This is a genomic window from Pseudomonas sp. PDM09 (genome assembly GCF_014852305.1).
Classification (GTDB): Bacteria; Pseudomonadota; Gammaproteobacteria; order Pseudomonadales; family Pseudomonadaceae; genus Aquipseudomonas.
In genome coordinates, this window is sequence record NZ_JACVBI010000012.1 from 138632 (window position 1) to 153006 (window position 14375).

Sequence of the window (14375 nt, forward strand, 5' to 3'; positions counted from 1 at the left end):
AGCGGTGATTACACGCCGCCTGCGGTGAGCTTCTCTGGGTTGAGCAATTCTTCCAGTTGGCTGCGCGTCAGATCGGTGTGCTCCAGGGCGATATCGATCACCGGCCGGCCCTGCTGATAAGCCTTCTTGGCAATCTCGGCGGCTTTTTGGTAACCAATGATCGGGTTGAGTGCAGTGACCAGAATCGGATTGCGCGACAGCGCTTCCTTGAGCCGGGCCTCGTTGACCTTGAAGCTGGCGATAGCCTTGTCACCCAGCAGACGGCTGGCGTTGGCCAGCAATTGGATACTGCTCAGCAGGTTCTGGGCGATGATCGGCAGCATGACGTTCAGCTCGAAATTGCCCGACTGACCGGCGACGGTGATCACCGTGTCATTGCCAATCACCTGAGCGGCGACCATCGCGGTAGCTTCCGGGATCACCGGGTTGACCTTGCCGGGCATGATCGACGAGCCGGGCTGCAAGGCTTCAAGTTCGATTTCACCGAGCCCGGCCAACGGGCCGGAATTCATCCAGCGCAGGTCGTTGGCGATTTTCATCAAGGAAACCGCTGTAGCCTTGAGCTGCCCTGAAACGCTGACCGCCGTGTCCTGCGAGCCGATCAGCGCAAACAAGTCCTTGCCCGGCGTGAACTGAACCTGCGTCAGTTGGCTGAGTTGCTGGCTGAAATGCGCCGCAAATTGCGGATGAGCATTGATCCCGGTACCCACCGCCGTGCCACCCTGGGCCAGGGACTGCAGGCTTGGCAGCAGATCCTGCAAGTGACCGATATTGGCCTTGAGCTGTTGCGCCCAACCATTGAGCACCTGACTCATGCGCACAGGCATGGCGTCCATCAAATGGGTACGCCCGGTTTTGACGAATGGATGAACCTGCTCGGCCTTGTGCTCGATTACCTGCACCAGATGCACCAGCGCCGGCAGCAACTGCTCATGCAAGCTCAATGCGGCGCTGACATGGATGGCAGTCGGGATGATGTCGTTGCTGCTTTGGCCACAATTGACGTGATCGTTGGGATTCACCGGCTCGCCCAGCAAGCGGCTGGCCAGGGTGGCGATCACTTCGTTGGCGTTCATATTGGAGCTTGTGCCGGAACCGGTCTGGAAGATGTCCACCGGGAAGTGCTGCATGAAATCGCCTTCGAGCAAGCCTTGAGCGGCGTCGACGATCGCCTTGCCCTGGGATTCGCTGATCTGCTTGAGCTCGACGTTGGCTCGGGCGGCTGCGGCCTTGGCCAGAATCAGCGCCCGGATGAACTGCACAGGCATCGGTTGGCCGCTGATCGGGAAGTTATCCACCGCACGCTGGGTTTGCGCGCCATAGAGAGCGTCCACCGGGACCTGAAGTTCGCCCATGCTGTCGCGTTCGATACGTGTGTTACTCATCAGGAGATCCTTGCACCAGTTCTATGAGAGGGATGGAGGGTTGCAACTCGCAGGTCGCCAGTTGCCAGGCGTAGCTTTGCCAACGTTTGAGGCGGCATTTGCAGAGTGATTGTCGTTCGAGATCGCGCAACGGCCGCCAGGCCTGGTCGAGACACAAGCTGCGCCAGTGCCAGGGCAGCGCGACATCGACGGCGGTGTCGAGCAGTAAACGGAAAGAGGTTTCGGCGATGGTCCAGGGAGAGGTGGCCGTGCAACACGCCAGATACCGGCCTTCGGCCAGGTAATGTTCGATCAGGCGCGGTTCGTCAGGGTCCATGGCGCAACGGATCTGGCGACTCATCCAGCGCCAGCTTTCGAGGTAAGGCTGCTCGTGCAAGGCAGAACTCATGATCCGGGCTCATTCGGTAATGAGATTTATTATTAGATGATAATGAGAACCAAAACAAGCACAGCAAAGCACTGAGTACTTTGTGGGAGCGGGCTTGCTCGCGATGACGATAGAAGATTCAACATCGATGTCCACTGAAATGACGCTATCGCGGGCAAGCCCGCTCCCACAGGATCTGTGTTGCGACCAATAAAAAAGGCGCGCCACCCAATTGGGTGGCGCGCCTTTTTGTGCAGCGATCGGAGGCTTAGCTACCCGCCACTGTCATCCGCTCGATCAACACCGACCCGGTGCGAATATTGCTGCGCAGTTCCAGGTCATTACCAACTGCGATGATCTGCTTGAACATGTCACGCATGTTGCCGGCGATGGTCACTTCCTGCACCGCGAACTGGATTTCGCCGTTCTCGACCCAGAAACCCGCCGCGCCACGGGAGTAATCGCCAGTGACCATGTTCAGGCCCTGCCCCATCAGCTCGGTGACCAGCAAGCCTCGCCCCATGCGGCGCAGCAAGGCGGCCTGATCTTCGTCACCATGGGTGACGAACAGGTTGTGCACGCCGCCGGCGTTGGCAGTGCTCGGCATGCCTAGCTTGCGGCCGGAGTAGGTGCCGAGTACGTAGGACACCAACTCGCCCTTCTCCACGAACGGCTTGGCGTAGGTCGCCAGGCCATCGCCATCGAACGCCGAACTGCCCAGAGCGCGCATCAGGTGCGGACGCTCATCGATGGTCAGCCATTCCGGGAACAGCTTCTGCCCCAGCGTGCCTTCGAGGAACGACGATTTGCGGTACAGACTGCCACCGGAGATCGCCGACAGGAAACTGCCGAACAAGCCACCGGCCAGTTCCGCGGAAAACAGCACCGGCACTTCACAGGTCGGCACGGGACGCGCGCCCAGACGGCTCGCCGCCCGTTGCGCGGCACGCTGGCCGATGCTCTCTGGAGAGGCCAGCAAATTGCCCTGACGGTTCACGTCATACCAGTAATCGCGCTGCATCTGGCCATCGGCTTCGGCGATCATTACGCAACTGAGGCTGTGACGAGTGGACGCGTAAGCACCGATAAAACCGTGGCTGTTACCGTAAACCCGGCAGCCCTGGTGAGTGCTGAGGGTGGTGCCATCGGCATTCTTGATCCGGCTGTCGGCGGCAAACGCCGCCGCTTCACAGGCCAGGGCCTGCTCGATGGCTTGCTCCGGGGTAATGTCCCATTGATGGAACAGGTCGAAATCCTGCAGATCCTTGGCCATCAGCGCGGCATCCGCCAGGCCCGAGGCTTCGTCTTCAGACGTGTGCTTGGCAATGGCGAGTGCCGCGGCGACGGTTTCGCGAATCGCTTCCGGGCCGCTGGCCGAGGTGCTGGCCGAGCCTTTGCGCTGGCCTACGTACAAGGTGATGCCGAAGCCCTGATCGCGATTGAACTCAACGGTTTCGACTTCCCGCTGACGCACCGTGGTCGACAGGCCCTGCTCCAGCGACACGGCCACTTCACAGGCACTGGCGCCCTGGCGCTTGGCTTCAGCGATGATCTGCTCGACTTGTTCTTGCAGTGCCGGCAACGCTTGTGGGCCGACGCTTTCAACTGCACTCATGCTGTTCTCCACTCAAATTCTGCTTTCGGCTGGGGCCTTCGAGCGACCGGGCCGGACAAGCGGCCCCCGACTGGTTATCATGGCGGCGTTTCTTTGCGGACGGCCACCATGGTTGATTCTTACGACGACTCCCTCGATACGGGAGAAAAAAGCAAATCCCAGGTTAAACGCGAGCTTCATGCTCTGGTTGACCTTGGCGAGCGCCTTACAACACTCAAGCCTGACTTGCTGGCAAAACTGCCGTTGACCGACGCTATGCGCCGGGCCTTGGCCGATGCGCCCAAGCACACCGCGAATATCGCGCGTAAACGGCACCTTATGTTCATCGGCAAACTGATGCGCGATCAGGACACTGACGCCATTCTGACTCTGCTCGATCAACTGGATGCCTCCACTCGGCAGTACAACGAACGCTTCCATGGCCTGGAACGCTGGCGCGATCGCTTGATCGCGGGCGACGATGCAGTCCTGGAGAAGTTCGTGCTCGACTACCCGGAAGCTGATCGTCAGCAATTGCGCTCCCTGATCCGTCAGGCCCAGCACGAACTGGCGACCAACAAGCCACCGGCTTCGAGCCGTAAAATCTTCAAGTACATCCGTGAGCTGGACGAGACTCAACGCGGTCTGCGTTAAGTCCCGAATCGGGTGAGTTGCCAAGCGACTCACCCGAAGCTCCATCCCTTCTTACGACCCTGTGCCACCCACGGTAATCGCATCAATTTTCAGCGTTGGCTGGCCGACACCCACCGGCACCGACTGCCCATCCTTGCCACACGTGCCCACACCGCTGTCCAGCGCCAGATCGTTACCGACCATCGACACCTTGCTCATGGCTTCCGGCCCGTTGCCGATCAACGTCGCGCCTTTGACCGGGGCAGTAATCTTGCCGTCTTCGATCAGGTACGCCTCGCTGGTGGAGAACACGAACTTGCCGCTGGTGATGTCCACCTGACCACCGCCGAGGTTGGCGCAGTAGATGCCTTTCTTTACCGAGGCGATGATTTCTGCCGGGTCGCTTTCGCCTGCCAGCATGTAAGTGTTGGTCATGCGCGGCATCGGCAGGTGCGCATAGGATTCCCGACGACCGTTGCCGGTGCGGGCCACGCCCATCAGGCGCGCATTAAGCTTGTCCTGCATATAACCTTTGAGCACGCCGTTTTCGATCAGCGTGGTGCACTCGGTCGGGGTGCCTTCGTCGTCGACGCTCAGCGAACCACGGCGCCCGGCGAGGGTGCCGTCATCGACGATGGTGCAGAGCTTCGAGGCAACCATCTCGCCCATGCGCCCGCTGTAGGCCGAACTGCCCTTGCGGTTGAAATCGCCTTCCAGACCATGGCCGACGGCTTCGTGCAACAACACGCCGGACCAACCCGAACCCAATACCACCGGCAATGTACCGGCCGGGGCCGGGATCGCTTCCAGATTCACCAGCGCCTGACGCAACGCTTCGCGGGCATAGCCCATGGCGCGGTCGTCGCTGAGGAAATAGCGGTAATCGGTACGACCACCACCGCCATGACCGCCGCGTTCACGACGGCCATTCTGCTCGACGATCACGCTGACATTGAAACGCACCAGCGGTCGTACATCTGCCGCCAGGCCGCCATCGGTGGAAGCAATCAAAATCCGCTCCCAGACCCCGGCCATGCTCACGGTGACTTGCTGGATACGCGGGTCGAGGGCACGGGTCGCCACATCGATACGCTTGAGCAGCTCTACTTTCTCGGCACGGGTCATCACTTCCAGCGGGTTATCCGGCCCGTACAATTGGGCGACATCCTGGGTGGTGAATGCCTGCACGGTACCGTTCTGCCCGGCCCGGGAGATCGAACGGGCTGCACGGGCTGCTGCGCCCAGCGCTTCGAGAGTGATCGCATTGCTGTAGGCGAAACCGGTTTTCTCACCCGATTGCGCACGCACGCCGACACCCTGGTCAAGGTTGAAGCTGCCTTCCTTGACGATGCCGTCTTCCAGCGCCCAGGATTCGGAAATCTGCCCCTGGAAATACAGGTCGGCGGCATCGATGCCCGGGCCGGCCAGATCGCCGAGCACACCTTGCAGGCTCTCGATCGTTACGCCGCCGGGCGCCAGGAGGTGTTCACTGACGGAGGACAACAACTCGCTCATATGCTTTACGCCTTAAATTCGTCGTTCTGATGCAGGTCGCTGGGCGCCCTGCGAGAAAAAGCGCCGGTGAGTGGACACCGGCATCCGCGCCCTGATAGACGCCTGTTCGCTGCTGTCGCGTTGGGCCAGCAGCACGGCCTCGCCTTGATCCTGTTGCGCCAGCACACGCCCCCATGGGTCGACGATGGCGGCGTGACCAAAGGTTTCTCGTGGCCCCGGATGCGTTCCACCCTGGGCGGCCGCGAGCATGTAACACTGGGTTTCGATGGCCCGCGCGCGAATCAGCACCTCCCAATGGGCCGCGCCGGTCACCGCGGTAAAGGCCGACGGCGCGGTGATCAACTCCGCGCCGGCCGCACGCAATTCGCTGTACAGCTCCGGGAAACGCAGGTCATAACACACCGTCAGGCCGACTCGACCGACCGGAGTGTCGGCAATTACCACACCACTGCCATAAGCATAGTCATCGGATTCGCGATAACGCCCGCGATTATCCGCCACGTCTACGTCGAACAGGTGCAGCTTGTCATACCGTGCAACGGTTTCGCCGCGGTCATCCACCAGCAACGAGCATGCATGCACTTTGGCCGTCGGTTGATCCACCGGCGGCAACGGCAATGTGCCGGCCACTATCCATAACTTGAGGTCGCGGGCGGTCTGTTTCAACCACGGCAGGATCGGGCCTTCGCCCAAGGCTTCGGCGCGGCCGATGTCGGCAATGTCGCGCCGGCCCATGACAGCGAAGTTTTCCGGCAGCACGGCAAGCCGCGCGCCACCGCTCGCCGCCTGCTCAAGCAGACGACGGGCCTGGGCCAGATTGACCAGCACGTCGCTCTGGCTGACCATTTGAATCACCGCTACAGACATGGCCATTTCCTTACTCAAACAACACATGACCTGTAGGAGCGAGCGGTGCGGCGGTCCGACTTGCCCGCGAAGGCGTCTTTCCTGACGCACCGCAGTGCGTCGGTTCGCGGGCAAGTCGGACCGCCGCACCGCTCGCTCCTACAGGGATTAGCGTCGGCGCATTCGAACGTACGGACATGCTACTCCATAGGCCCAAGGAGTGCTTTTTCAAAAGAATTCAAAAAGGCTTGTCGAAGGTGATTTTCGGATCTTTCCATGGGCCTTTGACGGTGTATTTGACGCTGGCATAGCGCGCCACGCGGTCACCGATCAGCTTGTCGATCAGGAACAGCGCCCCGCCGACGGCCGGTGCACCGACGATCAGCGCGGCAATCGGCAGATTGTTGGTCACCGGTAAAGTCACCAACAACTTGGCATCGATCTGATCACCCACCAGGTCCAGCGTTCCGTTGAGCTCCACATTGCTCGACGGCCCGGTCAGCAGAATGGGTTCACGGGTCACGTAGACGCCGTTACTGGCAACCAGCAAGCCTTTGACCCGGTCATAGCTCAAGCCTTTGCCGAACAGGTCGGAAAAGTCCAGGCGCAAGCGGCGGCCAATGGAGTTGAAGTTGAGCAGGCCAAATACCCGCAGCGCCTGAGCACCGCCCTCGACTTCAATGAACTGACCTTTATTCAGCGACGCATCAAGGCTGCCGGAGAAGCGTTTGGTGGCCAGCCACGCGGGTGACCCAGGCCAACGACCATCGACGTCCATATGAAACTCTTCGCTGGTGACGCTCGGTGCAAATCCCCAGCCCTTGAGCACGTCGGCAAGGTTCTTGCCACTGACTCTGCCCTTGTACCAACTGCTGGAGTTACCCGGCACGCCTTCCCAGCCACCGCTGCCCCGCAAGAGAATGCCCTTGAGGCCCAGATCAAGGGCATTGAAGGCGACGCCCTTGTCGGTCGGCCGAACCTTCAGGTGCCACCCGCCCACCAGATCCGGCCCCTGGAACAGCTGATTAATAGTGACATCCAGCGCCGGGATCTTCGTCGGGTCCACCGTGGCCAGCGGATCCGGCGAATTCTCGTCAGCCAGCGCGGTAGGGTCTCGTGCCGGCAAACGTACGTACTGCAGATTGACCGCAATCGGTGCGGCTTTCGCATCGGGAATTCCGACGCTGCCCTTGGCCTGCTGGCTGTCGAGTTGCAGGGCCCACGCGACCGGTTTGCGCGCCAACTGCACCGACGCCTGATCGAGGGTGGTGCCAAAACCAGTGAGTTTTCCAACCTTCAAATCCGCGCCACTGAGCAACTGTTTGGCACTGCCGCCCGGATCCTGACCGGCATACTTGGTCAGCAGATCCTGCCAAGGGGCGACATCCAGCTCGGACAGTACCCCACGCACGCGCAAGCCTTTGGCGCCGGGTAACACGGCGTTGCCGCCACCGAGAAGCAACTCGCCGCGACCGTCGGCGAAATTGCCGGTCGGCGCCGCAAACGTGAAGTTCGCCAGTTCACCGTAGTTGACCCAGTAACGCCGCTCCGGGCCTTGCAAGGTCATGCGGAACACGGTGTCGCGCCCGACATCGGCCGCCATGCCGAACGGCGCCGGCAAATCCACCGCCACGCCTTTGAGGTTGGAGCTGACCATCAATTGGCTGTCGGCGCCATCAAGGTTCAGTTGCAGCTGATAAGGGATCGTCCCCGTCACCGGCAATGGCTGAGTGACATTCAGCCATTCAGTCAGTTTTTTGACCTCGACCTCACTCGTCGCCGCGACCCGAGTGTTGAGCTTGCCCGGGCTGCCTTCAGCGAATATCTGTGCGGTCACCGGCTTGTCGAAGGCTCGCGCCGTGATCTTTTGCCCGCTCAGCCCCTTGGTGCTGTCGAAACGGAAATCACCCTTGAGTTGCGTCAGTTCGAGGGTGGGCTCACTGAGCTTCAAACGGGCCTTGGCGGTTTTGAAGTCGACGAGGATTTTCGGCTGCTCGCCTTTGACCAGCGGGATATCGAGCTTGAGCTTGCCTTGCAGATCGCCCTCGCCTTCCCAGCCAGCAAACGTGTCGGCGGTGCCGATTGGCGCTTCTTGCAGAATCTTCAGGCCATCGCCCAACCCGCCAGCGAACGCGCCATCGAGGAACAGATGAGTGCTCTGCCCGGCAGGCACACGAGGAATATTGACGTAGACGTCGCTGACCTGGGTGTCGAGCAATTGGCCCTCGCTCGCGAGGATCCGCACGCCGCTGTCTTCGATGAACACATCGCCGCTGACCTTGCTGACATGCGGCCAGCCCGGCTGAAACGCCAGCTCGGCATCGTGGACCTTGAAAAACAAGCTGATGCTGCGAGCCGTTTCGGCGGCCCCGTGGTTCAGCGAACCCTGGTACTGGAAGAAGCCTTCATCCACCGCGCCTTTGAGAATCGCGGTGCGCAGCCATTCGTCCAGCCCCGGGCTGAGAACCGTCGGCAGGTACTTGGCAGTGTAGCGACCGTCGCCGTCGACCAGGCCGACCCGCAGGTCCATGTAATCTTCCTGGGTGTGATCGAAATGCAGGCGGATCAGGAAATCGCCGGCAATCTTGCCCTCTTCGCCCAGCACCTTCAGGTACGGCGAGATCAGGGTGAAAGCTTCTTTGTCGAGTTTCCAGGTCAACCGGGCGTTGGCTTGAATGTATTGCCATGGCTTGGCGAAAATCGGGTCCAGATGCAGGGAGAAATCCTTGCTGTCCATGCGCAGTTCGCCCTGCCCGAGGTCGCCGCTGATGCTGCCACTGACATTTCGCACCGCTGGTGCACCGCGATAAGCGTCGAAGCCGACTTTTTCCAGGTTGGCGGCAAAACTGAATTTAGTGTCATCGGTAGCGGCTGGGCGGAAGTCGATCAGCACATTGCGCAAGACTCCGGTGACCTTGAGCCGCTCGACCGCCGTGGCGATCCCTTCGGGCAGTGGGCCCAATGCGTTCAGCAGCGGAGTGAGCGGTGTGAGATCGAGACGGTCAGCTTGCAGATGCAAGAGCTCTGGCGCCTTGTCCGTCGCGGCAGTTTGTTGAAATTGCAGTTTCGATTCCCAGCGGCTGTCACCCAGGCTCATGGCCAGAGAATCCAGGGTCACCAGAACGCCTGTGGAACTGCGCTGGAAATACCCGTTCAGCGCCAGATTATTGATCTGGATCGGCTTGCGCTCGGCATAGGCGCCCTTGAGTTGCGGCGCGTTCAAGCGAATCGCGGCGCGTTGCACGGTGCCCTTGCTCCAGTTCATCCAGAACTCGCCACCGGCCTTGATCTCGGAAAAATTCCATTGCTGGGTCAGGCGCTCGGGCAACCATTTCGACCAATCGCTTTGCGGCAGGCTCAGGTAAGCGTCCGCTTCGCCGTCCTTCCATTGGGCAGCGCGCAAACGGGTGCGCAGGCTCATCGCCACTGGCTGGCCGTCGGGCAGGGTCAAACGGGCATCGAGCCGCTGGCGCGATGGACCGGTTTTCAGATTCAGGCCGACGTAGGTCAGGGTCAGCGGCGACTCCCCCAACGGCTGCAAGGTGATCTGACTGTCGAGTACCGACAGCTGCTGGACCCTCTGCATGCGATTGAGCAGTTGCTCCGGGTTCAGCGGCTGGTCCTGCTGCACCGGCAAACCTTCCAGCGCCCAATGACCGTCCTCACCTTCCTTGAGGCTGATTTTCAGGCCGTTGAGTTCCAGGTGTGCGATGCGCACTTCGCGCGCCAGCAGGCTGGCCCAGAGATCCGGCACCGCGCGCACCTGATCCAGGCGCAAGGCATTGGAACCCGCGCCAACCATCACGTCATGGGCCAAAAGAACTGGGGCGAAACCGCTCCAGTTGCCTTCCAGCTTGCCGATCTGCAGGGGCATGCCCAAGGCATCGCTGGCTTTGTCTTCGACGTCGGCACGGTACTCGGCCACCAGCGGCGTCAGCTCTCGGCCGAGGCTGACGAACAACGCCATCAGCACTAAAACCAACGCACACAGGCCCAGACCCCAGCGGGTCAGTGCGGCCAAAATGCGTGTCAGACGGTCCATGTCAGTTGGCTCCCATGGCAAAAATACTGCAAAAAGCTGAGGCCAGCCGTTCTAGTGGAGGTGAAACACAACGATTCAGAGCAACACCACGTCGTATTGTTCCTGGGAGTACATGGTTTCCACCTGGAACCGAATGGTGCGCCCGATAAAGCCTTCGAGCTCGGCGACATTGCCCGACTCTTCGTCGAGCAAACGGTCGACCACTTTCTGATTCGCCAGCACCCGATAGCCTTCGGCCTGATAGGCCCGGGCCTCGCGCAGGATTTCGCGGAAGATCTCATAGCACACGGTTTCCGGCGTCTTGAGCTTACCGCGACCCTGGCAGCTGCTGCACGGTTCGCACAGCACTTGCTCAAGACTCTCGCGGGTGCGCTTGCGAGTCATCTGCACCAGGCCCAACTCGGTGATGCCGATGATGTTGGTCTTGGCGTGATCGCGTTCCAGTTGCTTCTCGAGGGTTCGCAACACCTGACGCTGATGTTCTTCATCTTCCATGTCGATGAAGTCGATGATGATAATCCCGCCCAGATTACGCAGGCGCAGCTGACGGGCAATGGCGGTGGCGGCTTCGAGGTTGGTCTTGAAGATGGTTTCTTCGAGGTTGCGATGACCGACAAAGGCCCCGGTATTGACGTCGATGGTGCTCATGGCTTCCGCCGGATCGACCACCAGATAGCCGCCGGACTTGAGCGGTACCTTGCGCTCCAGGGCTTTCTGGATTTCGTCTTCGACACCGTACAGGTCGAAGATCGGCCGTTCGCCAGGGTAATGCTCCAGACGGTCGGCAATCTCCGGCATCAATTCGGCGACGAATTGCGTGGTTTTCTGGAAGGTTTCCCGGGAATCGATGCGGATCTTCTCGATCTTCGGGCTCACCAGGTCACGCAAGGTGCGTAGCGCAAGGCCGAGGTCTTCGTAAATCACACTCGGCGCGCTGATGGTCTTGATCTGTTCGTTGATCTGGTCCCAGAGCCTGCGCAGATAGCGGATGTCCATGAGAATTTCATCGGCCCCGGCCCCTTCGGCAGCGGTACGCAAAATGAAACCGCCGGCCTCCTTGATGCCTTCTTTGGCCACGCAGTCGGTAACCACCTGCTTGAGACGTTCGCGCTCGGCTTCGTCCTCGATCTTCAGGGAAATGCCGACGTGGGCGGTGCGCGGCATGTACACCAGATAGCGCGACGGAATCGACAATTGCGTGGTCAGGCGTGCGCCTTTGGAGCCGATCGGGTCCTTGGTGACTTGCACCACCAGGCTTTGACCTTCATGAACCAGCGCGCTGATGCTTTCCACCGTCGGGCCTTCGCGAAGAGAAATCTCCGAGGCATGAATGAACGCGGCGCGATCCAGACCGATATCGACGAAGGCGGCCTGCATGCCTGGCAATACCCGCACGACTTTGCCTTTATAGATGTTGCCGACGATCCCGCGCTTTTGCGTGCGCTCGACATGGACCTCTTGCAGGACACCGTTTTCGACCACCGCCACGCGCGATTCCATCGGCGTGATGTTGATCAGGATCTCTTCACTCATGGCAGGGTCTCGTTCAGGCATGTTCACGATAATGGCCGCATCTTGTCAGTACGACGCTCAACGCGCGTTAAAGGTTTGCCAACAGGGTATGCCGAAATGGCCGAGCAGCTCGCAGGTTTCGCACAACGGCAATCCGACCACCGCCGAGTAGCTGCCATTAAGCCCGGCGACGAACACCGCGCCCAGTCCTTGAATCCCGTAACCGCCCGCCTTGTCCCGGGGTTCGCCGCTGGCCCAATAGGCCGCGGCTTCGGCACGGTCGATGGTGCGAAAACGCACCAGGCTGCGCACCACCGAAGACTCGCAACGCTCGCCATTGCGCACCGCAATCGCAGTCAGCACTTCATGTTCGCGCCCGGACAACAGCATAAGCATGGCGCATGCGTCGGCTTCGTCCACCGGCTTGCCGAGAATTTTCCCGTCCAGCACCACGGCGGTGTCGGCACCCAGCACGCAGAAATCGGCGTCGGACAAGACCGTGCCATGCCCGGCCTCGGCCTTGCTGCGCGCCAGGCGCTCGACATAGGCCGATGGGCATTCTTCAGGTAAAGGGGTTTCATCGATGTCTGCGCTGATGACGGAGAACGGCACGCCGATCTGCGTGAGCAGTTCACGCCGACGCGGCGAGCCTGAGGCGAGGTACAGCTGTTTCATCAAGACATCTCCCTGTCGAGGTTATGGGCAAATGCCTGACCGAATTAATTGATTTTGTAGCGTCGACGCAAACCGCGCAAACCGTAGCTGATCCAGGGCCAGAGCAACGCGCTGACCAGCGCCGGTAACACCAGTGCCAGGGTCGGCTGTCGATTGCCGGTCAAGGCACTCAGCCACAACTGAACCAGTTGGGCGAGGCCGAAAATCACCAGGATCACCAGGCTCTGTTGCCACATCGGGAACATGCGCAGGCGCTGTTGCAGCGATAGCACCAGGAAGGTGATGAGTGTGAGGATCAACGCGTTCTGGCCCAGCAACGTGCCATACAGCACATCTTCGGCCAGCCCCAGGCACCAGGCGGTCACCATGCCGACTTTCTGCGGCAGGGCCAGCGCCCAGAAGGCCAACAGCAAGGCCAGCCATAGAGGGCGCAGGATTTCCATGAACTGCGGCAGCGGCGAGACGCTGAGCAGCAGGCCGATGACGAAGGTCAACCAGACCATCCAGTCATTTCGGGATGAAGTAGTACCGCCCATTATTCTCTTCCCCCAGTGGTAGCCGGCGCAGAAACAGGCGGTTTGGCAGCTGGCTTCACGGCAGCGGGTTGGGCCGCCGGTGGTTTGACGGCGGCCGGTGCCGACGCGGGTGGCTTGCTGGCAGCATGAGCAGCGGCTGGTTTTGCCGGGGTTGCGGCAGCAGGTGCAACCGCCGGAGCAGCCGGAGCAGCCACGGCAGCCGGTATCACCGACACGGCAGGTTTGGGCACGGTTGCGGGAATGATCGGCCCACCGCCATGCTGGTCCAGCGCTTCCTGAGCCTGAGCGGCGTCGTTGGCGCGTTCCTCAGGCGTGCGTCCGTCACTGAATACCAACAACAGATAACGGCTGCGGTTCAATGCAGCGGTCGGCACCGCACGGACGATGGCGAATGGTTGACCGGAATCGTGAATCACTTCCTTGACCGTCGCCACCGGGTAACCTGCCGGGAAACGCTGACCGAGGCCGGAGCTGACCAGCAAATCGCCTTCTTTGATGTCGGCGGTATCGGCCACATGACGCAGCTCAAGGCGCTCCGGGTTACCGGTGCCGCTGGCAATCGCCCGCAGACCGTTACGGTTCACCTGCACCGGAATGCTGTGAGTGGTGTCAGTCAGCAACAGTACGCGGGAGGTATACGGCATCAACTCGACCACCTGCCCCATCAGGCCGCGGGCATCGAGTACCGGCTGACCGAGGATCACACCGTCGCGCTCACCTTTATTGATGATGATGCGATGGGTAAAGGGGTTGGGGTCCATGCCGATCAACTCGGCCACTTCGACCTTTTCGTTGACCAGCGCGGAAGAGTTGAGCAACTCGCGCAGCCGAACGTTCTGCTCGGTGAGGGCGGCCAGCTTTTGCATGCGGCCCTGCAACAGCAGGTTTTCGGTTTTGAGTTTTTCGTTTTCGGCGACCAGTTCGGTCCGGCTGCCAAATTGGCTGGCCACACCTTGCCATAGCCGCTGCGGCAGGTCGGTGATCCAGTAAGACTGCATCAGCACCAGCGACATTTGGCTACGCACTGGCTTGAGCAGTGTGAAGCGGGCATCGACCACCATCAGCGCGACCGATAGCACGGCCAGCACCAACAAGCGCACGCCCAGTGAGGGGCCTTTGGTGAAAAGCGGTTTAATAAGCCGCTCCTCCCAGGCAAATGTTCTCTTTATTCATACGGCATCAAACCGGCCTGGATGCAGACTGACAGAAGATAAACGCAACAGGCAGCACTGCAAAGTGCTGCCTGCGCGCTCAACAGCATAGAGGCGAT

General features: G+C 60.7%; 11 protein-coding genes. 1 reads left to right on the forward strand and 10 read right to left on the reverse strand.

Features of this window, described 5'->3' with window-relative positions:
* Positions 1 to 8: 8 nt before the first annotated feature.
* From IB250_RS25585 to pmbA, 3 genes are all read right to left on the reverse strand, one after another.
* Positions 9 to 1385, reverse strand: coding sequence for a class II fumarate hydratase (locus IB250_RS25585; RefSeq protein ID WP_192346237.1), 1377 nt, complete (start codon positions 1383 to 1385; stop codon positions 9 to 11).
* A complete protein-coding gene (locus IB250_RS25590; RefSeq protein WP_123498981.1) occupies positions 1378 to 1773 on the reverse strand; it encodes a FagA protein in 396 nt (131 codons plus the stop codon). Before IB250_RS25590 ends, IB250_RS25585 begins: the two co-directional genes overlap by 8 nt.
* Before the next feature lie 247 nt (positions 1774 to 2020).
* On the reverse strand, positions 2021 to 3367 hold the full coding sequence (gene pmbA, locus IB250_RS25595) for a metalloprotease PmbA (RefSeq protein ID WP_192346239.1): 1347 nt from the start codon (positions 3365 to 3367) through the stop codon (positions 2021 to 2023).
* A gap of 108 nt (positions 3368 to 3475) precedes the next feature.
* Here pmbA and yjgA point away from each other — a divergent pair, with 108 nt between their 5' ends.
* The gene (yjgA, locus tag IB250_RS25600) at positions 3476 to 4000 is read left to right on the forward strand and encodes a ribosome biogenesis factor YjgA (protein WP_007901505.1); all 525 of its coding nucleotides are present in this window, start codon (positions 3476 to 3478) and stop codon (positions 3998 to 4000) included.
* A gap of 51 nt (positions 4001 to 4051) precedes the next feature.
* On the opposite strand, the gene tldD is transcribed toward yjgA, so the two are convergent.
* From tldD to mreC, 7 genes are all read right to left on the reverse strand, one after another.
* The gene (gene tldD / locus IB250_RS25605; protein ID WP_123498976.1) at positions 4052 to 5494 is read right to left on the reverse strand and encodes a metalloprotease TldD; all 1443 of its coding nucleotides are present in this window, start codon (positions 5492 to 5494) and stop codon (positions 4052 to 4054) included.
* Positions 5495 to 5506: 12 nt separating this feature from the next.
* Entirely contained in the window at positions 5507 to 6361 is an 855-nt protein-coding gene (locus tag IB250_RS25610; protein WP_192346241.1) for a carbon-nitrogen hydrolase family protein, read from the reverse strand.
* Positions 6362 to 6578: 217 nt separating this feature from the next.
* Positions 6579 to 10382: a YhdP family protein gene (locus IB250_RS25615; protein ID WP_192346242.1), complete on the reverse strand. Its 3804-nt coding sequence runs from the start codon at positions 10380 to 10382 to the stop codon at positions 6579 to 6581.
* A 75-nt stretch (positions 10383 to 10457) separates the two neighbouring features.
* Positions 10458 to 11915 carry a ribonuclease G gene (rng, locus tag IB250_RS25620; RefSeq protein ID WP_008067330.1) on the reverse strand — a complete coding sequence of 486 codons (1458 nt, stop codon included), beginning with the start codon at positions 11913 to 11915 and terminating at the stop codon, positions 10458 to 10460.
* Between the two features lie 57 nt (positions 11916 to 11972).
* On the reverse strand, positions 11973 to 12569 hold the full coding sequence (locus IB250_RS25625) for a Maf family protein (RefSeq protein WP_192346244.1): 597 nt from the start codon (positions 12567 to 12569) through the stop codon (positions 11973 to 11975).
* 44 nt (positions 12570 to 12613) lie between these two features.
* Positions 12614 to 13105 carry a rod shape-determining protein MreD gene (gene mreD / locus IB250_RS25630; RefSeq protein WP_192346246.1) on the reverse strand — a complete coding sequence of 164 codons (492 nt, stop codon included), beginning with the start codon at positions 13103 to 13105 and terminating at the stop codon, positions 12614 to 12616.
* Entirely contained in the window at positions 13105 to 14241 is a 1137-nt protein-coding gene (gene mreC / locus IB250_RS25635) for a rod shape-determining protein MreC (protein WP_192346372.1), read from the reverse strand. The genes mreD and mreC overlap by 1 nt, the downstream gene beginning before the upstream one ends.
* Positions 14242 to 14375: the final 134 nt, after the last annotated feature.